At 69.2% G+C, this 18,627-nt stretch carries 15 protein-coding genes; 7 read left to right on the top strand and 8 right to left on the bottom strand.

Annotated features, from left to right (window positions below):
* Positions 1-11 precede the first annotated feature (11 nt).
* A complete protein-coding gene (locus BJF87_RS07290; RefSeq protein WP_006359166.1) occupies positions 12-476 on the top strand; it encodes a tRNA (cytidine(34)-2'-O)-methyltransferase in 465 nt (154 codons plus the stop codon).
* Here the strand turns inward: BJF87_RS07290 and BJF87_RS07285 are convergent.
* Both BJF87_RS07285 and BJF87_RS07280 read right to left on the bottom strand, forming a co-directional pair.
* Positions 473-700 carry a DUF167 domain-containing protein gene (locus BJF87_RS07285; RefSeq protein ID WP_006359165.1) on the bottom strand — a complete coding sequence of 76 codons (228 nt, stop codon included), beginning with the start codon at positions 698-700 and terminating at the stop codon, positions 473-475. The two genes, BJF87_RS07290 and BJF87_RS07285, sit on opposite strands and share 4 nt — an antisense overlap.
* A 46-nt stretch (positions 701-746) precedes the next feature.
* Positions 747-4,031 (bottom strand): error-prone DNA polymerase, encoded by a 3,285-nt coding sequence (locus BJF87_RS07280; protein ID WP_075862865.1) that lies wholly within the window; start codon positions 4,029-4,031, stop codon positions 747-749.
* Positions 4,032-4,208: 177 nt separating this feature from the next.
* Between BJF87_RS07280 and BJF87_RS07275 the strand changes: the two genes are divergently transcribed.
* Both BJF87_RS07275 and BJF87_RS07270 read left to right on the top strand, forming a co-directional pair.
* Entirely contained in the window at positions 4,209-6,149 is a 1,941-nt protein-coding gene (locus tag BJF87_RS07275; protein ID WP_075862864.1) for an SDR family oxidoreductase, read from the top strand.
* Positions 6,146-7,231 carry an alanine racemase gene (locus BJF87_RS07270; RefSeq protein ID WP_075862863.1) on the top strand — a complete coding sequence of 362 codons (1,086 nt, stop codon included), beginning with the start codon at positions 6,146-6,148 and terminating at the stop codon, positions 7,229-7,231. Before BJF87_RS07275 ends, BJF87_RS07270 begins: the two co-directional genes overlap by 4 nt.
* Positions 7,232-7,236: 5 nt before the next feature.
* On the opposite strand, the gene BJF87_RS07265 is transcribed toward BJF87_RS07270, so the two are convergent.
* The 3 genes from BJF87_RS07265 to BJF87_RS07255 form a co-directional block, all read right to left on the bottom strand.
* Complete coding sequence (locus BJF87_RS07265; RefSeq protein WP_006360739.1) at positions 7,237-8,883, bottom strand: DNA polymerase Y family protein; 1,647 nt, start codon at positions 8,881-8,883, stop codon at positions 7,237-7,239.
* A complete protein-coding gene (locus BJF87_RS07260; protein ID WP_035750570.1) occupies positions 8,883-9,650 on the bottom strand; it encodes a hypothetical protein in 768 nt (255 codons plus the stop codon). The genes BJF87_RS07265 and BJF87_RS07260 overlap by 1 nt, the downstream gene beginning before the upstream one ends.
* A gap of 289 nt (positions 9,651-9,939) precedes the next feature.
* Positions 9,940-10,971, bottom strand: coding sequence for an Rv2578c family radical SAM protein (locus tag BJF87_RS07255; RefSeq protein ID WP_075862862.1), 1,032 nt, complete (start codon positions 10,969-10,971; stop codon positions 9,940-9,942).
* A gap of 79 nt (positions 10,972-11,050) precedes the next feature.
* Here BJF87_RS07255 and BJF87_RS07250 point away from each other — a divergent pair, with 79 nt between their 5' ends.
* The gene (locus BJF87_RS07250; protein ID WP_035750568.1) at positions 11,051-12,313 is read left to right on the top strand and encodes a serine/threonine-protein kinase; all 1,263 of its coding nucleotides are present in this window, start codon (positions 11,051-11,053) and stop codon (positions 12,311-12,313) included.
* Positions 12,314-12,405: 92 nt separating this feature from the next.
* Here BJF87_RS07250 and BJF87_RS07245 read toward each other — a convergent pair whose 3' ends face one another.
* Together BJF87_RS07245 and BJF87_RS07240 are read right to left on the bottom strand one after the other, a co-directional pair.
* Positions 12,406-13,152, bottom strand: a complete 747-nt coding sequence (locus tag BJF87_RS07245) for a response regulator transcription factor (protein WP_244216541.1) — start codon at positions 13,150-13,152, stop codon at positions 12,406-12,408.
* Positions 13,149-14,423: an ATP-binding protein gene (locus BJF87_RS07240; RefSeq protein WP_075862861.1), complete on the bottom strand. Its 1,275-nt coding sequence runs from the start codon at positions 14,421-14,423 to the stop codon at positions 13,149-13,151. Before BJF87_RS07240 ends, BJF87_RS07245 begins: the two co-directional genes overlap by 4 nt.
* A gap of 152 nt (positions 14,424-14,575) precedes the next feature.
* Here BJF87_RS07240 and BJF87_RS07235 point away from each other — a divergent pair, with 152 nt between their 5' ends.
* Complete coding sequence (locus BJF87_RS07235) at positions 14,576-16,060, top strand: PspC domain-containing protein (RefSeq protein WP_042376710.1); 1,485 nt, start codon at positions 14,576-14,578, stop codon at positions 16,058-16,060.
* A complete protein-coding gene (locus BJF87_RS07230) occupies positions 16,057-16,287 on the top strand; it encodes a hypothetical protein (protein ID WP_006360732.1) in 231 nt (76 codons plus the stop codon). Before BJF87_RS07235 ends, BJF87_RS07230 begins: the two co-directional genes overlap by 4 nt.
* A gap of 61 nt (positions 16,288-16,348) precedes the next feature.
* On the opposite strand, the gene guaA is transcribed toward BJF87_RS07230, so the two are convergent.
* Positions 16,349-17,941, bottom strand: a complete 1,593-nt coding sequence (guaA, locus tag BJF87_RS07225; protein ID WP_035750564.1) for a glutamine-hydrolyzing GMP synthase — start codon at positions 17,939-17,941, stop codon at positions 16,349-16,351.
* Between the two features lie 49 nt (positions 17,942-17,990).
* On the opposite strand from guaA, the gene BJF87_RS07220 reads away from it, so the two are divergent.
* Positions 17,991-18,617 (top strand): biotin transporter BioY, encoded by a 627-nt coding sequence (locus tag BJF87_RS07220; protein WP_035750894.1) that lies wholly within the window; start codon positions 17,991-17,993, stop codon positions 18,615-18,617.
* The last annotated feature ends 10 nt before the right edge of the window (positions 18,618-18,627 follow it).

The raw sequence follows: 18,627 nt of genomic DNA, 5'->3' as shown, positions 1-18,627 counted from the left end.
CTGGGCACATCATGTTCCGGATCATGTTCTATCAACCCTGCATCCCGCCGAACACCGGAAACGCGATCCGGCTGGCCGCCAACACCGGGTGCGAACTGCACCTCATCGAACCGTTGGGGTTCTCGATGTCCGACGCCCAGGTCAAGCGGGCGGGGCTGGACTATCACGAAATGGCCAATGTAACCGTGCATCCCAACCTGGTGACGGCGTGGACCACGCTGAAGCCCGAGCGGGTGTTCGCGTTCACCGCACACGCAGAGCGCTATCACACCGATGTCGACTACCGGCCCGGCGATGTGCTGTTGTTCGGTCCGGAACCCACGGGTCTGCCCGACGAGGTTCTCGCCGAACCCGAGGTCACCGACCGGGTGCGCATCCCGATGCTCGCCGGCCGTCGATCACACAACCTCGCCAACGCGGCGAGCATCGTCGTCTACGAGGCATGGCGGCAGAACGGTTTCGCCGGCGCCGTTTAGTCGACGCGGTACCGCTTGGTGCGGGCGGTGGCCCCGCCGATGAGCGCGACCTTGCTCTTGGGTACGCCGAGATGTGAGGCGAGCAGTTCGGCGACCGCCTTGTTGGCACGACCCTCGGTGGCGGGTTCGCGAACGTAGATGGTGAGGGTTCCGTCGGGGCCGGCTTCCACCAGCGGCCCCTTGCTGCTCTTCGGCTTGACGGTCACCACGACCTGCTGCGACATCGATGTCCCCGATTCGTAGTTTGTCACTCCGGCAGGCCCTCACGGGCTACTGCCAGTCTCTGGATCTGGTTCCCACCCGAAGATCCATGCGCTGCAAACGATCTGCGACGACGGTCACGGCGCCTTCGGCATTCTGTACCCGACCGCGCACCAGCAATGCCGGTGCGGTCTGTGCCAATACACGGTACCGCGCCCAGAGGCCGACGGAACACACCACGTTGACCATTCCGGTCTCGTCCTCGAGGTTGATGAAGGTCACGCCGGAGGCCGTCGCAGGTCGTTGGCGGTGGGTCACCGCGCCGCCGATCAGTACGCGCGCGCCGTCGGGCACCGACAGCAACCGGTCCGCGGCCACCACCCCCATCGCGTCGAGCCGAGGGCGCAGGAACTGCGTCGGATACGACTTCGGGGTGATACCGGTGGCCCAGGCGTCGGTGGCCGCCAGCTCGATGTCGGACAGGCCGGGCAGCGTCGGCGTGGCACCCGCCGATCGCAGTTCCAGCTGGTCGTCACGAACGGTCGCGGCCGCCCCGGCCTCCCAGAGCGCCTGTCGCCTGCTGAGACCGAAACCGTCGAAGGCCCCGGCCCCGGCGAGACCCTCGAGTTCCTTGGCGCTCAACGCGGCCCGGCGGGAGACGTCGGTGATGTCGGTGTACGGGCCGTCGGCGCGCCGGTCGACGATCCGCTGGGCCACCTCCTCCCCGACCCCGCGCACCTCGTCGAGCCCCAACCGCACGTCGAGGCCCTCGTTCTCCAGCGTCGCGTGCGCGAGGGAGGCGTTGATGTCGGGACGATGGACCGCCACCCCGTGCCGTCGGGCGTCGGCGACCAGGGTCTGCGGCGAGTAGAAACCCATCGGTTGTGCCCGCAGCAGCGCCGCGCAGAACGCCGCCGGGTGATGCAGCTTGAACCACGACGAGTAGAAGACCAGCGACGCGAAACTCTGCGAATGACTCTCCGGGAAGCCGAAGTTGGCGAAGGCGGCCATCTTCTCGAAGATGCGGTCGGCGGTCTCGCCGGTGATGCCGTGGAGCTTCTCCATCCCGGCGTAGAAGCGTCTGCGCAGTCGTTCCATCTTCTCCGGCGAACGTTTGGAGCCCATCGCCCGACGCAGCTGGTCGGCTTCGGAGGCGTCGAAGCCCGCGACGTCGACGGCCAGTTGCATCAGCTGCTCCTGGAACAGCGGCACGCCCAGCGTCCGCTCGAGGGCTTTGTGCATCGACGGGTGTTCGACGGTGACCGGCTCCTCCCCGTTGCGCCGCTTGATGAAGGGATGCACCGAACCGCCTTGGATGGGGCCGGGGCGGATCAGCGCCACCTCGACGACCAGGTCGTAGAAGCAACGCGGTTTCAGCCGCGGCAGGGTCGCCATCTGGGCGCGGGACTCCACCTGGAACACGCCCACCGAATCGGCGCGGCACAACATCTCGTAGACCGCCGGTTCGGCGAGATCGAGTGTGGCGAGATCGACCTCGATGCCCTTGTGCTCGGCCACCAGATCGATCGCATAATGCAGCGCGGAGAGCATCCCGAGGCCGAGCATGTCGAACTTGACCAGCCCGATGGCCGCGCAGTCGTCCTTGTCCCACTGCAGCACGCTCCGGTTCTCCATCCGTGCCCACTCCGTGGGGCAGACGTCGGCGATGGGCCGGTCGCAGATCACCATCCCCCCGGAGTGGATGCCCAGATGGCGCGGCATGCCGAGGATCTCGCCGGCCAGATCGGTCACGTCGGAAGGTGCGGTGTCCGGGGACTTGGCCCAGGCGTCCTGCTGCCCGGGCGCGTATCCGAGCGCCCGCGCCATGTCCCGGATCGCCGAGCGGCCGCGATAGGTGATGACGTTGGCCACCTGCGCGCTGCGATCCCGGCCGTACCGGCGGTAGACGTACTGGATGGCCTCCTCACGACGGTCGGACTCGATGTCGATGTCGATGTCGGGTGGCCCGTCGCGCTCGGGCGCGAGGAACCGCTCGAACAGCAGCTTGTTGGCGACCGGGTCGACGTTGGTGATCCCCAGGGCGTAACAGACCGCCGAGTTGGCGGCGCTCCCCCGGCCCTGACACAGGATGTCGTTGGCCTTGCAGTAGTCGACGATGTCGGCGACGACGAGGAAGTAGCCGGGGAACGTGAGGGTTTCGATGATGGCGAGTTCGTGTTCGATCTGCCGGTAGGCCTGCGGATGTTCGACCGGTGTGCCGTATCGGCGTCGGGCGCGGGTCATGGTGAGTTCGCGCAACCAGCTGGCCTCGGTGTATCCCTCCGGCACGTCGAACGGCGGCAACTCCGGTGCGATCAGACCGAGCTCGAAGGCGCAGTCGGCGGCGATGCCGACCGCGTTGTCGATCGCGTCGAGGTGCGCGGGCATCAGGCGGGCCATCTCGTCGCCGCTGCGCAGGTGCGCGCCGGCGACGCCTGGCATCCAACCGGCGATGGTCTCGATGTCGGTGCGTGCCCGGACCGCCGCCATCGCCATCGCCAGCCGGCGGCGTCGGGGTGCGGCGAAGTGCGCACCGGTGGTCGCAACCGTCGGCACCCCGACGCGGGCGGCGAGACCGGCGAGCACACCGTTGCGTTCGTCGTCGTCGGGCATGCCCTGGGCGGTGAGTTCGAGGACGACGTTGCCGTGGCCGTAGGTCTCGATCATCTCCCGCAGCGCGATCTCCGCGGCCGGGACGCCGCCGCGGTCCAGCGCACGCCGGACCGCACCTTTCCGGCAGCCGGTGAGGACCAGCCAGTGTCCGCCGCCCGCACCGGCCAGGGCGTCGCGGTCGTAGCGCAGCAACCCCTTCTCGCCCGCCACCATGTGCGCCTCGGCAATGGTCCGCGACAGTCGCCGATAGCCCTCGCCGTCGCGGGCGAGGACCAGCAGGTGTTCTCCCGGCGGATCGTTGAGGCCGGTCCGGGCGATGTCGGGTTCCAGCGACAGCTCGGCACCGAAGACCGTCGGCATCCTGAACTCGCGGGCCGCCTCGGCGAACCGGACGATGCCGTAGAAGCCGTCGTGATCGGTGACGGCCAGCGCCTGGAGTCCGAGGCGTTCCGCCTCCTCGACCAACTCCTCCGGCATCGACGCGCCGTCCAGGAAGCTGTACGAGCTGTGGGCGTGGAGTTCGGCATAGGCCACCGACGACGAGCCGCGCGCGATGTCCTCCGCCTGGTAGGCGCCGCGTTTGCGCGACCAGGCCGGACTGTCGCCGCCGTCTCCCGGGAACATCGCGTGGTCGCTGGCGTCGGGACCGAAGGCGGTGCCCGGACGACCGCCGCCGGGCGCCCGACCGGAGAGCACCCGCTCCATCTCCGACCACGTCGGTGGTCCCTGATCCCAACCCACCCGAACAGTCTATCGAACATAAGTTCGACACAACATTCGGAACCCTTTGATTCCGCAAGGATCATTGCGCCCGGCCGAGGTAAGTGCAACCCTCGGTACCAGATAGATTCCAGCTCCCATCGGGGGGACGAGGACATCCAGCGGGCGACTCGCCCGCTCACATGATGGGATCCCTACATGACCAGCTACTTCATCACCGGAGGCAGCGGATTCATCGGCCGACGCGTCATCGATCGACTTCTGACCGTCGACCCCGTCGCCACCATCCACGCCCTGGTTCGCGAATCCTCACGATCGGCCTTCGACGCCCTGCTCGACGAGCTCGGCGCCACCGGTCGGGTGACCCCGGTCGTCGGGGACCTGACCAGCCCGGGCCTCGGCCTCGACGCGCATGACCTGCCGGAGTTCGACCATGTGGTCCACCTCGCCGCGATCTACGACATGGCCGCCGACGCCGAGTCACAGCGTGCGGCCAACGTCATCGGCACCTCGCGCGCCGCCGACTTCGCCATCGCCCACGACGCACTGTTCCACCACGTGTCCTCGGTCGCCGTCGCCGGCGATCACCGCGGTCGGTTCACCGAGGCCGATTTCGAAGTCGGCCAAGGTTTTCCGACGGCATATCACCGGACCAAGTTCGAGGCGGAGCGGGTCGTCCGCGAACGCGAGGGCCTGCGGTGGCGGGTGTATCGACCCTCGATCGTGGTCGGCGACTCGCGAACCGGCGAGATGGACAAGATCGACGGCCCCTACTACTTCTTCGGTCACCTCGCCACGCTCGGCCACCTGCCGTCGAGGCTGCGGTTGCCGATGCCCGATCTCGGCACTCTCAACATGGTGCCCGTCGACTTCGTCGCCGCCGCGATGGTCGCGCTCATAGCCGTCGACCCCGAACGCAGCGGACTGGTGTTCCATCTCGGCGACCGGCGTTCGCTGACCACCACCGAGATGTACAACGCCCTCGCCCCGGCCTTCGGCGCGCCCCGCGGTTTCGACGTCATCCCGCACTCGGTGGTCGAGCCCGCGCTCGCTCTGTCGGCGATGGGACCGGCCCGCGTCGGCCGCAATCTCCTTGCCGCCCAACAAGGTATCCCGTCGGCGGTACTCGACGCGGTGTCGTTGCCGGTGGACTTCTCCTCCGACGCCACCCTCGCCGCCCTCCACGAGCACGGGATCAGCGTCCCCGACTTCACCGAGTACGCACCCGGCCTGTGGCAGTACTGGTCTGCCCACCTCGACCGCTCCCGCAACCGTCGCCGTGACCCCCGGGGTCCGCTGGTGGGCAAGAACATCCTCATCACCGGCGGGTCGAGCGGTATCGGTAAGGCCACCGCCCGGATGTGTGTCGCCCGCGGCGCCAGCGTGATGATCGTGGCCCGGTCTGCCGAGGAACTCGATTCCGCCGCAGACGAATTGAATTCGACGACCAGCAAGAAGGGCATCCCGCCGGGCCGGGCGGCGGCCTACCAGTGCGACATCACCGACGAGGAGTCGGTCAACGCGCTGGTCAAGTCGGTGCTCGCCGAGCACGGTCACGTCGACGTGCTGGTCAACAACGCCGGCCGGTCCATCCGGCGCGCCACCGTGAACTCTGTACAGCGCTCGCACGACTACCACCGGGTCATGGCGGTCAACTACTTCGGCGCGGTCAACCTCGTCCTCGGACTCCTGCCGCACATGGTGGCCCGGCGGTCGGGACATGTGGTCAACGTGACCTCGATCGCGGTGCAGTCCCGCGGACCACGCTTCGGCGCCTACGCGGCGTCGAAGGCGGCGCTGGAGGCGTTCAGCGACGTCACCGGCACCGAGACCGTCTCCGATCACGTCACGTTCTCCAATGTGCGTCTGCCGCTGGTGAAGACGCGCATGATCTCGCCCACCGAGGCCTACGACAACCAGCCCGGCACCTGGGACGTGGACAAGGCCGCGGCCCGCGTCCTGCACGCGATCGTCGACCGGCCCAAACGGGTCAGCTCGGTCGTCGGGACGATCGCCGAGATCGGGCACCGCTTCATCCCCGACCTGACCACCCGCATCCTGCATCAGGAGTACCTGCTGTTCGGTGAGTCGGCGGCCGCGATGGGGCGTGCCCGCCGTTCCGGTGGTCGCGACGCGTGATCGACACCCCGTACCTCGAGGTCGACGTCGACCGCCTGGATCGCAACCTCGCCAGTCTTGCCGGAGCAGCCCGGAGTTTCGGGGTCGACGTGCGACCGCACGCCAAGACCCACAAATGCGCCGAGATCGCCCGCCTGCAGATCGAGCACGGCGCGGTCGGCCTGACCGTGGCGACCATCGGCGAGGCCGAGGCATTCGCCGATGCCGCGGATGTCACCGGGTGCACCGACATCTTCATCGCGTACCCGTTGTGGCCGACCGCTGGCCAGGCAGCTCGACTCCGCGCCCTCGCCGAGCGGGTCACCCTGCGATTGGGGATCGATTCGCTCGCCGGCGCACGGCATCTCGCCTCCGCGGTGGGTCCGGCCCGGTTGCAGGTGCTCGTCGAGGTCGACTCCGGCCAGCACCGCACCGGCGTCACCCCCGAACTGGCCGGTTCGGTCGGCGCGGCGGGTGTCGCGGAGGGACTCGACGTGATCGGCGTGTTCACCTTCCCCGGCCACTCCTACGGCCTCGGCGACACCCGACGCGACGCGGCCACCCAGGAGCTGGCCGCACTGGCGACGGCGGCAGACGGATTGCGCGCCAACGGAATCGAACCGCGGGTACGCAGTGGTGGCTCGACCCCGACGGTCGGCCTGCTCGACGCCGAGCAGGCGAACGTCCTGACCGAGATCCGGCCCGGCGTGTACCCGTTCAACGACGCACAGCAGGTGGAGATCGGCTCGTGCGGCTTCGACGAGGTCTCGTTGACCGCGGTCGCGACGGTGGTGCGCCGTGACAACCACCGGGTCGTCCTCGACGCGGGCAGCAAGATCCTCGGTGCCGACCGCGCCGCCTGGGCGACCGGGTACGGCCGGCTCCTCGATCATCACGACGCCCGCATCGTGATGCTGTCGGAACATCATGCGGTGGTGGAGTTCCCGGCCGGGTCGTCCGACGAGCGCATCCCCGGTATCGGGAGTTTTGTTCGCGTGGTGCCGAATCACGTGTGCAACGCGGTCAACCTCGTCGACGAGCTGGTGGCGATCGACGGCTCGGACACCCGTTGGCCGGTGATCGCGCGGGGCCGCAACAACTGAGGCCCTCACTCGTAGACCCCTTCGACGATCCACTCACCGCCGCGGTAACAGAGCAGCAGGGCGCGTGAGTCGTCGAGCAGCACCTGAGCCCGCGCGATCAGTTCGGTTCCCGCCGCGGATGCGCGGTCCATTCCGACCGGCCACGGACCGGCCCACCAGCACAACCCCCAGCTCGTCTTCCGGCCTTTTCCGCCACCCGTCGTCTCCGACAGCCGGACGGTCACCGGTTCGGCGGTGAACGCTCCCCGGTCGGTCACCCGCACGGGTTGACCGAGGGCGTCGAGCACGCTGATCGCCGTCTCCACCAGAACCGTCGGGGTGGGTTGCGGCAGGTGCCCGGGCCACGGCGCGGACGGGTCGCGACGCGGTGTCCGTTCGTCGCCGAGGGACACCATCGTGATCCGTTCGGCTGGTCCGCGGCCACCGCTGAGCACCGGGATGCGCACGGCATCGCCGCCCAGCAACCCCTGGATGCGGACCAGGGAACGTCGAGCGCGTTCTTCGACGTCGGGGTCGACCGCCGAGCCACCCGCGAGCGTTTCCGTGAGCTGGTAGTGCAGGGCACCGGCCTCGACGACCTCCACCGGCTCCAGCCGCAGGCGCACGATCGGCGAGTCGGGGCGGGTGTCCTTGACCTGCCCTCTCGCCCGGCTGTTCCCTCGCCGGCCACCGGTCAGCCAGCCCTCCAACTGCCATCGGATACGGTCCGCGGTGGTCTCCGGGGTCAGCGGCTGCGCACAATTCCACGTCCTCGAATGCTGTTGTCCGCGTTCGGTGGTCGCCTCGATGGTGAGTCGGGTGCAAGCAACGGCGGCGTCGCGCAGTCGTTGGTGGAGCTTCTCGGCGAGGGTGCGGCCGATGAACGCCGCGGCATCGATGCGGTCGACTGGCGGATCGCAGGTGTGGTCGACATCGAGTTCGGCCGGCAGGTGGCGGCCCGACGGCACGCGGCCCGGCAACGCGTTGGCCAGACGGTGCGCGAGCACCGCGTCCCGGGCGAAGCGGGTCGCCACGTCGGCGATGTCCATCTCGGCGAATGCGCCGATGGTGCCTATCCCCAGACGCCGCAACAGATCCACCAGCTCGACACGCGACGGGTCGCTCATGCTCGGTTCGAGGGCGAGATCGGCGATGGGCCGGCCGGCGAGATAGGCCCGGTCCCCACCCGGCTCCACCTGGTGGCCGCGCCGCGCGGCCAGGACCGCGGTGAAGATCTCGTCGGCGATGCCGACCTGCGATTCGATGCCGCAGGCCGACACGACGTCGACGAGCTCCTCGGCGAGCGCCTCCATGCCGCCGAAGTAGCGAGCCGCCCGATCACCGGGGATCACCAGCAGACCCGGCCGGAGCACCTCGAGGGTCGGGATCACGTCGGCCACCGCGGCCACCACCGGATCGAACAGCCGGCCGTCGCGGACCTCGTCGGCCGCGACGACGGTCATCTCCGGGCACAGCGCCTGCGCCTGGCGTTTGCGCATGCCGCGCCGGACGCCGACGGCCCGGGCGGTCGACGAGCAGGCGACCACCCGGTTCGCCGACAGCACCGCCACCGGATGCAGCGGCGGCAGGTCGGCCTCGGCGGCCGCCGCCATCGCCGGCCAGTCCGGGCACCAGAGCGCGAGAGTCCGCCTGGTGAGTTCCTGCCGTGTCATCAGTTCGCGACCGCGAGGACCGGACGAGTGCTCGTCGTCGAGACCATCTCCACCGAGCGGTCGGCACCCTGACCTCGTGCCAGGAGGTCGACCTCGGTGCTCTGGGTCTGTCTGCCGCGTCCTGATGCCGTGACCTGCAGTCTCATTCCGCCGATGCGGCCGTATCCGCTGCGTGCGGAGTCCAGGTCGGTGGCGCCGGACAGCAGCGGACTGTGCCGGTAGGTGAGCACTCGCGCCTCGATGGTCAGCTGCGCACCCGGCCAGGTACCACCGGCGACCAGCAGGACCGACGACTGCTTGCGGACGCGTCCCATCACCACGCGTGCACGCGACGGGGCGACCGCATCCGCCGTACCCGGCCCCACACGGCCGAGCACCACCAGGTCCATGCCGTCGAGCAGGACCGCGGCGACCTCCACCGGATCGAGGCCGGGATCGGGAATGGTGGCGATGCGCGAGAGGTCCGCACCCATCTCCACCGCCGACAACAGGCTCAGCCGGGGCATCCCGACGATCCCGACCTGGCCACCCGCACGGGTGGCCGACGCGATCATCGCGATCAGCAACGAGTTGGCACCGTCGAACCGGGCGACCGTTCCGCGAGGAATCCCGTTGTGCGGCAGTATCTCTGACAGCGGCTCCGGAATCGGCAGCACGCCGGTGGCCGGATCGCGCGTCTCCACTGCATGCCGGTCGGGACGTCCCGACATCGCCGCCATGCGTCGGCGGAGGCCGGCCAACTCATCCGTACGGGACGACACATCCATGACACTCTCCAGTCGCGTGGTGGTTCTCGAGCGAGCCGGGAAGGTGCTGCGCCATCTGGTTCTCGAACCGCCGTGGGAATGATCCGAGAGGGTGATCTCGTCCGCCGATCATTCGAACATTGTTTCGATGATCAGAGAGTAGGACCACCCACCGACAAGCGTCAACCGAGACCGATCGGCGACCCGCGACCAGACATAACACGTTGCACTGGAGCATCTTTCGTCACAGAAGAAGGCGAACAGCTGCGTATCCCCGCCTCGCTGCTTCAGGCGCGGGGAGCAAGGGCCGTCAGAACAGGGTGAGTGCGTGCTGCAGTTCGGGTGCGGCCACGGACCCGGGCGACCCCGCGTCCGAGCCGGACTGCCGCAGGCCACCAGAGCCGGCCAGCCCGTGCCGCTGAACCATCGGTTGCATCCGCTCCCGCAACCACGACGAGTACTCCGGCGTCACGTAGGCACCGCGCCCGTAGAGACCGCGGTACCTACGGATCAGCGCCGGATGTTCCTCGGCCAGCCATTCCAGGAACCACGGCTTGGTCGAGGACCGCAGGTGCATCGGGAACGCGGTCACGCCCGCCGCCCCCGCGTCGGCGAGCGCCCCGAGCAGCTCGTCGAGATGAGATCTCGCATCCGTCAGATACGGGATGACCGGTGCGACCATCACGTGCGGGGCGAGGCCGGCGTCGGCGAGGTCGCGGATCAGCGAGAGCCTGGCCTGCGGCGACGGGGTGCCGGGTTCGACCTTCCTCTGCAGATCCGGGTCGATGATCGCCAGCGAGATGCCGATGCTCACCGGGACCTGACCCGCCGCCTGTCGCAGCAGCGGCAGATCGCGCCGGATCAGCGTCCCCTTGGTGAGGATCGAGAACGGGGTCCGGGACTCCGCGAGCGCGGCGATCACACCCGGCATGAGCTTGTACCGACCCTCCGCGCGCTGATACGGGTCGGTGTTGGTCCCCAGGGCGACGGTCTCCCGCGTCCACGAGCGGCGTTTGAGCTCCTTGCGCAGCACCGCGGCCACGTTCAGCTTCACGACCACCTGGGAGTCGAAGTCCTTGCCCGCGTCGAGGTCGAGGTACTCGTGCGTCGGCCGGGCGAAACAATAGCGGCACGCGTGAGTGCATCCGCGAAAAGTGTTGACAGTGAACTGAAACGGGAGATGAGATGCTTCCGGGACACGATTGAGAGCACTCTTCGCCAGCACCTCGTGGAAGGTGACACCCTCGAAGTCGGGCGTCCGCACCGACCGCACCAGGCCGGAGCGGCTCAGCCCGGGGAGCGCCCCGTCGTCGGCCTCGACCGCCTGCTCGGACCATCGCATGAGAGCGAGTCGAACACATGTGCGATCCGGCTGTCAAGCGGAGTGCCCGCCGACGACCCCTCGCGGCTATCATCGCCGTATGCCACCGTCCGTCGGAACCCATCATGCCCCAGGTCCCCAGTACCTGGTGGCCGGCCGATACCGTCTGAAGTCGCGGATCGGTGGCGGCGGCATGGGCACGGTGTGGCTAGCCCGCGATCAGCTCCTCGATCGCGAGGTGGCCGTCAAACAGGTCATCTCCACCGAGGGCCTCACCGAGGATTCCGCGGACAACGTCCGCAAGCGGGCCATGCGCGAAGGTCGCATCGCGGCGAAGCTCTCGCATCGCAACGCCATCGCCATGCACGACGTCGCCCTCGACCGCGGTGAGCCGTGGCTGGTGATGGAATACCTGCCGTCGCGCAGTGTCGCGCAGATCCTGCATGCCACAACGACACTCGAGCCGAGGGAAGCAGCCCAGATCGGCGCACAGGTTGCCGATGCGATGGTCGAGGCCCATGCGGCCGGCATCGTGCACCGCGACATCAAGCCGGGCAACATCCTGATCGCCGAGGGCGGCCGTAACGCCGGGCTCGTCAAGATCACCGACTTCGGGATCTCGCGGGCCAAGGACGACGTGACCCTCACCCAGACCGGCGTGATCACCGGCACCCCAGCCTATTTCGCGCCCGAGGTGGCCCGCGGCGCGGAGCCGATGGAGGCCTCCGACGTCTACTCGCTGGGCGCCACGATCTACACGATGGTCGAGGGTCAACCACCGTTCGGCGTCGACGACAATTCGATCACCTTGCTGCACAAGGTCGCTCGCGCGCGGATCAATCCGATGACGAAGGCCGGCGAACTCGAACCCGTCCTGCTGCGCCTGCTCGAACCGAGTCCGACCAAGCGGCCGACGATGGCGGAGGCGCGCGATGCCCTCACCGCGTTCGCGGCGGGTTCGCGCGGTACCAAGGACCAGGTGCTCACCGGCCTCATCACCCGCCCCGGCACCGGTACGCCGGTGTGGGCACAACGTAACAACCGTTCGTCGACGACGGGACCTCACCGCCCGGTGGCGGGCGCGACGCTGCCGCCCTACGCCCCCACGATCGCCGGCGACCGCGGCTCACGCGATGTCCCGCACACCCGGCAGGAGCACCACTCCCCGACCCTGATGTCGACGCCGCCGCCGTATTCGGTGACGTCCCGGTCGTCTTCGTCCCACCGTCAACCGATGAACCCCGGCTACGGGGAACCGACCCGGACCCCGGTGACCTCGAGCACCGCGCTCGCGGTGTCGGTGTTCGTGTTCTTCGCGGTGCTGGCGGTGCTCGTGGTCCTCGCCATCGCACTGTTGCGGTAATACGCAATCCCGCGGGACCATTTCCTTCCCGCTTTCCGGCTAGCGCCCGCGGGAGGGAAATGGACCCGCGGGAGGTAAACGCTTCCGCGGGGTTACCCGATGTGGCGCGTGGCCGCCCAGCGGGTCAGCGCGTTCCGGTTGGACTGCTGGGTCTTGCGCAGCACGTTCGACGCGTGCGTCTCCACTGTCTTGATCGAGATGAAGAGTTCCTCGGCGATCTCCCGGTAGGTGTAGCCGCGGGCGAGCAGCCGCAACACCTCGAGTTCACGGCGGGTGAGGGAGTCGAGTTCGGGGTCCAGCGGCGGTTCGGGCGCCGACGACTTCCCGGTGAACGAGTCCAGCACGAATCCGGCCAGCCGGGGGCTGAACACCGCATCGCCCTCGGCGACCCGGCGCACCGCGTCGGCCAGTTCGGCGCCGTCGATCGTCTTGGTGACATACCCGCGGGCGCCTGCCCGGATCGTCGCGATCACGTCCTCGGCGGCATCGGAGACGCTGAGGGCGAGGAAGACCGGCGCCGTCTCCGCATCGGCGCCGACCCGGTCGAGGACGCCCCGCAGCACCGCAACCCCGCCGCCGGCGGGCATGTGGACATCGAGGAGCACCACATCCGGTGCGGTGGCCACGATCCCGGCGATCGCCTCCGGCACGGCGCCCGCCTCCCCGACCACACGTAGCCCCGACTCGTCGGCCAGTTCCGCGCGCACCCCGGAACGGAACACGGCGTGGTCGTCGACGAGGTACACGGTGTAGGTCGACGCCGCGGCGTCGGCGTTGTACGACGCTGCCGCGTCGGCCGTCGTGTCCGTCGGGTTCGGGATCTGCTCGGGGGTCGTCATCTCACCTTCCGGTCGTCCGTCAATTCGTTCTCTGACTGCAGCTGTTCCACCGGGGACGCCGCGACCTCGCCCGCGACCTCGGTCCCCGCCACACCGTCGATGCGCGGCATCGTGAGCGCGACGTTGGTGCCGCGCCTCGGTGTCGAGGTGATCGCCACGCGGCCACCCATCCGTTCCATCCGCGCCCGGATCGACCGGCTGATGCCCTGGCGGTCGTCGTCGACGACGTCCGGGTCGAAGCCGACTCCGCGGTCGCGGACGAACACCTCGACCTGATCGTCGGTCACCTCGCTGTACACGTCGACCGTGCGCTCACCGGAATGTTTGGCCGCGTTGACCAACGCCTCCCGGGCCGCGCCCGCCAGCGCCGACCAGCGCTTCGCATCACGTGCGTCGCGGGGCCGCAGGTCGCCGACGGTGATGATCTCGACCTCGACCCCGTAGGCGTCCTCGACCTCCGCGCCGACGCTGCGCAGCGCCGCGGCGAGCGAGCCGCGCTCCTGGGCGGGGTCGCCGAACAGCCACGCACGCAGCTCGCGTTCCTGGCTGCGGGCGAGGCGCGCGACCTCCTCCGGGCGATGGGCCTTCTTCTGGATCAGTGCGAGGGTCTGCAGCACCGAATCGTGTAGGTGCGAGGCGATCTCCTCGCGTTCGGCATTGCGGATGCGTGCGGCACGTTCCTCGTTGAGGGCGCGCCACATCCGCATCCACAGCGGCACGGTGAGCAGCACGACGCCGATCAGGGTCGCGATCACCGCGAGGATCGTCGAGTTGAGTCCGCCGAAGCTGCGATCGCCGGCGAGGACGATCACCACCAATCCGCCGACCACCAGCAGCACCCCGCCGATGAGCCGTGTCCAGGTGAGCAGCGGGGCACGCGGCGCGCGGTGAGAGGTGTCGAACTCGCGCCACACCAGGCTCGCGCCGATGGCGACGAACACGAAGGGGACGAGGTATTCCGCGGGCGTGCCCGACGCGGCGAAGCCGACGACCGACATCGCCACGAGCCCGATCACCGCGAGTCCGAGTGACTGCCGGCGCTCGCCCGGTGCGGGCGGTGCGGTGTCCTTGCCGGGTGGGCAGAAGAACCACAGCAGCCCGTAGGCCGCGACCCCGGCACCGGCCAGCGCGGCGAGCACCACGAACACGATCCGGACGCGGAAGACGTCGACCCCCAGATGGTCGGCTATGCCACCGGCGACCCCGGCGACCACCCGGCCGCCGTCCCGTCGTACCAGCCGCGGGGCAGGCTCCACCTCCGTTCCACTCACCCCTCGATGTTCCCACGGGCGACGAATCCGGACATCGGGGTTCACCCCTGTTTCTGTGCCCGCGGTCTCGGGGTGGAGGTTCGTCCCCCCGATCACCCCCGGGCGGAAATCAGGGGATCACCCGATGTGCTGCGGGTGCCCGGGAGAGCACGATGATCGCCATGGACACCAAGGAGTTCCAGAATCAGCTCAGGGAGATGTGGTCGACACGCCCCTACCGTCCGGAGAACCGGACCATCGCCGGCGTGTGCAGTGGCATCGCGGCCCGCTACCGCGTCGATCCGACGCTCGTGAAGATCGCCTTCGTGGTGTCCGCCTTCTTCGGCGGCAGCGGGCTGATCCTGTACCTGGCCGCGTGGATCGCGTTCCCGGGCCGGCAGCGCGCCCACACCGAGGCCCTTCGCGCCGCCCACTCCGGTGGTCGCGGCGGTCACCGCGGCCACGGCTGGGGCAACCCGCAGTTCATCGTGCTGGCCGTCCTCGCGATCGTCATCGTCACCTCGGTCGGCCCGAACCGCACCTGGGGATCGGGCGGACTGGTCGGCGCGATCCTCATGCTCGGCGGGTGGTACCTGCTCCACCTGCGCACCCCGACGCCCCCGCCCGGCACCAGCATCGACACCGTCGCCGTCACCGACGTCGTGGTGCCGCCGCCGACGGCGGGGCAGTTCGAACGCTGGGTCCCGCGCGCCATGGCCGGCACCGGGACCACCGGTGTCCCGGCGAACACACCGACCCCGACGAACGCCCCGGGCGTCGACTTGCAGAAACCCACATACGGCCCCGGAACGCAGCCGAGTCCGGCGACGAACGTGAACCCCACCACCGAGCCGGCCGTGAACTTCGCGGCGACAGAGGAGACGGGCTTGAGCCAGAACGACGTCGACACCGCTTCGGCCGGCACGCAGCGCTGGTCTCCCCTGCCGACCCCGGTGCCCGCCTCCGACGACATCGACACCGCCCCGCCGGCCTGGGATCCGCTGGGCGTCGCCCCGTTCGCGTGGGATCTGCCCGAACCCGCCACACCGGTGAAGCCGGTCGAGCAGCGTCGTCGCCGGTCACCGTTGACGCTGATCGTCCTCGGGCTCGCGGTCATCGTCGGAGCGATCGGGACGGCCCTGCATCAGGCTGGAGTCGATTGGTTCACCGTGCCACGCATCCTCTCCCTGTCTCTGGCGGTCGTCGGTGCCGGCCTCGTGCTGGCCGCGACACTGCGCCGGCGCACCGGCGAGCACAGCACCGGCCTGCTGCCCGTCGCCATCCTGCTGGGTATCGCGACCATCGTGACCACCACGGTCTCCGGTGTCACCCTGCCCACCGGCGGGGTCGGCGATCGCAACTGGAAGCCACTGAGCGAGAACGACATCCAGCCCGAGTACACCCTCGGGATGGGTGAGATGACCCTCGACCTACGAGAGATCGACCTCACCGCCGACCGGCGGGTGGAACTACGGAACGGGATGGGCGTCATCGAGGTCGCGTTGCCCGAGAACATGAACGTCCGCGTCACCTGCGACACCGGCGTCGGCGACATCGAGTGTCCCGCCGGACTCGACGGCGGACGTGACGGCACCGACGGGCCCGTTCTCGAGATCGACGCACACACCGGCATGGGAGAGGTTCGGGTCACCCGATGAACGAGCAAACCGACAGCGGCCCGAACGCCGCCGACGACTACGCCGAATCAACCCATCGTGCACCGGGATTGGGGATCGTGGGCATCGCGGCCCTGGCGGTCGCGGGCTGGGGACTCGCCGGCGGACCGGCACTCCCCGACGCCGCCGACCTCGGCTGGGCCGCCGTCGGCGTCGGACTGCTGATCGGCCTGATCCTCATCATCTCCGGAACGCGTAGCCGGGGATGAGGGACGAGGGGTGAATGCAATCAGGCCGGCGCGATGATCACGCCGGCCTGATTGCGTTCGGTCATTCCCACTCGATGGTGCCCGGCGGCTTGCTCGTCACGTCGAGGACGACGCGGTTGACGTCGGGAACCTCGTTGGTGATGCGCGTCGAGATGACCTCGAGGACCTCGTAGGGCACGCGGGTCCAGTCGGCGGTCATCGCGTCCTCGCTCGAGACGGGACGCAGCACGATCGGGTGTCCGTAGGTACGGCCGTCGCCCTGGACGCCGACGCTGCGGACGTCGGCCAGCAGCACCACCGGGCACTGCCAGATCTGGGCGTCGAGGCCGGCGGCAGTCAGCTCCTCGCGGGCGATGAGGTCGGCCTTGCGCAGCATCTCCAGGCGATCGGCGGTCACCTCGCCGACGATGCGGATAGCCAGACCCGGGCCCGGGAACGGCTGGCGTGCCACGATCTCCTCGGGCAGGCCGAGCTCGCGACCGACGGCGCGGACCTCGTCCTTGAACAGCAGGCGCAGGGGCTCGACGAGGCTGAACTCGAGGTCGTCGGGCAGGCCGCCGACGTTGTGGTGGCTCTTGATGTTCGCGGTGCCGCTGCCGCCACCGGATTCCACGACGTCGGGGTACAGGGTGCCCTGGACCAGGAACTCGACCTTCTCCCCCGACTCGGCCTCCTCGCCGAGGACCTCGCTCACCGCGCCCTCGAAGGAACGGATGAACTCGCGGCCGATGATCTTGCGCTTGGTCTCCGGGTCGCTGACACCGGACAGCTCCTTGAGGAACGTGTCGGCGGCGTCGACGGTCACGAGCTTGGCGCCGGTCGCGCCGACGAAGTCGTGCTGGACCTGCTCGCGCTCACCGGCGCGGAGCAGTCCGTGGTCGACGAAGACACAGGTGAGGCGGTCGCCGATGGCGCGCTGCACCAGCGCGGCGGCCACCGCGGAGTCGACACCGCCAGACAGACCGCAGATCGCCCGGCCGTCGCCGATCTGATCGGCGACCGCGTCGATGAGGGCGTCGGCGATGTTCGCCGCGGTCCAGGTGGCCTCGAGACCGGCGACCTCGTAGAGGAAGCGGGTGAGGATCTGCTGGCCGTGCGGGGTGTGCAGCACCTCGGGGTGGTACTGGACGCCGGCCATGCGGCGCTCGAGGTTCTCGAACGCCGCGACGGGGGCGCCGGGCGTCGAACCGGTGACGGTGAAGCCCTCCGGCGCCTGCTGCACCGCGTCGTTGTGGCTCATCCACACCGGCTGGGTGTCGGAGAGACCCTGGTGCAGGATGCCCTCGCCGTTCGCCGTCAGGGTGGTGCGGCCGAACTCGCGACCACCGGTGTTCGCGACCTCGCCACCGAGCTTCGCGGCCATCGCCTGGAAGCCGTAGCAGATGCCGAAGACCGGGATGTCCAGGTCGAACACGGCGGGATCGAGTTCGGGGGCGTCTTCGGCGTACACCGACGCCGGTCCGCCCGAGAGGATGATCGCGACCGGGTTCTTCTCCTGGATCTTCGCCAGCGGCGCGTCGTGGGAGATCACCTCGGAGTAGATCCGGGCCTCACGCACTCTCCGTGCGATCAGCTGCGCGTACTGCGCTCCGAAGTCGACGACGAGTACGGGCCGCGGGCCCTCGAGGAAATCCTCTGCAGAAGAGTCTGTCACCCGGCCGAGTCTAGTGGTCGACCACGACGTGAAATACTTCGACACCGACATGACTGCATCTCCCCGTACCACCGCATGGTCGCTGAGCATCGGCGATCTCACCCAGGCCGCCGTTTTCGCCGCGCTGATCGCCGCACTCGGCCTGCCCGGGACCATCAACATCGGCACCAGTGGCGTGCCGATCACGTTCCAGACCCTTGGTGTGATCCTGGCGGGAGCCGTCCTGGGACCCAGGAAGGGCACCCTCGCCGTCGTCATCTTCATGGTGCTGGCCATCGCCGGACTCCCCATCCTGTCGGGCGGACGCAGCGGCCTCACCGCGCTGGCCTCCCCGACCGCCGGCTACTTCGTCGGCTTCCTGCCCGCGGTCATCGTGATCGGCGTGCTCACCGCGGCGATGATGTCCGTCGGCGACAAACCGCGCTACCGCGTTCTCTGGGGCATCGGGATCAACGCGCTGGGCGGGATGTTCGTCCTGTACCTGTTCGGGGTGATCGGATTGGTCCTGCGCACCGACCTGACGGTGTGGGCGGCGATCACGTCGAACGGCCCGTTCATCATCGGCGACGTCATCAAGGTCGTCGTCGCCGCGGTGGTGGCCGCGCAGATCCATCGCGGTCGCCCCGGCCTCATCGAGCCGCTCCGACTGTCCCGGCGCGCCGGCGCCGGCAGCTGAGCCGCTCCGC

This window comes from Gordonia sp. CNJ-863, from assembly GCF_001942325.1.
Taxonomy (GTDB): Bacteria; Actinomycetota; Actinomycetes; order Mycobacteriales; family Mycobacteriaceae; genus Gordonia; species Gordonia alkanivorans.
The sequence above is the reverse complement of the archived record's forward strand: the minus strand, read 5'-3'. Positions and strand labels throughout refer to the sequence as shown.

Coding starts and splice junctions, on each gene's coding strand:
- BJF87_RS07260 (WP_035750570.1), bottom strand. CDS start 9,650: ATGGATGTGTCGTCCCGTACGGATGAGTTGGCCGGCCTCCGCCGACGC.
- BJF87_RS07220 (WP_035750894.1), top strand. CDS start 17,991: ATGACTGCATCTCCCCGTACCACCGCATGGTCGCTGAGCATCGGCGAT.
- BJF87_RS07290 (WP_006359166.1), top strand. CDS start 12: ATGTTCCGGATCATGTTCTATCAACCCTGCATCCCGCCGAACACCGGA.
- BJF87_RS07275 (WP_075862864.1), top strand. CDS start 4,209: ATGACCAGCTACTTCATCACCGGAGGCAGCGGATTCATCGGCCGACGC.
- BJF87_RS07265 (WP_006360739.1), bottom strand. CDS start 8,883: ATGACACGGCAGGAACTCACCAGGCGGACTCTCGCGCTCTGGTGCCCG.
- BJF87_RS07230 (WP_006360732.1), top strand. CDS start 16,057: ATGAACGAGCAAACCGACAGCGGCCCGAACGCCGCCGACGACTACGCC.
- BJF87_RS07235 (WP_042376710.1), top strand. CDS start 14,576: ATGATCGCCATGGACACCAAGGAGTTCCAGAATCAGCTCAGGGAGATG.
- BJF87_RS07245 (WP_244216541.1), bottom strand. CDS start 13,152: ATGACGACCCCCGAGCAGATCCCGAACCCGACGGACACGACGGCCGAC.
- BJF87_RS07255 (WP_075862862.1), bottom strand. CDS start 10,971: ATGCGATGGTCCGAGCAGGCGGTCGAGGCCGACGACGGGGCGCTCCCC.
- BJF87_RS07250 (WP_035750568.1), top strand. CDS start 11,051: ATGCCACCGTCCGTCGGAACCCATCATGCCCCAGGTCCCCAGTACCTG.
- BJF87_RS07285 (WP_006359165.1), bottom strand. CDS start 700: ATGTCGCAGCAGGTCGTGGTGACCGTCAAGCCGAAGAGCAGCAAGGGG.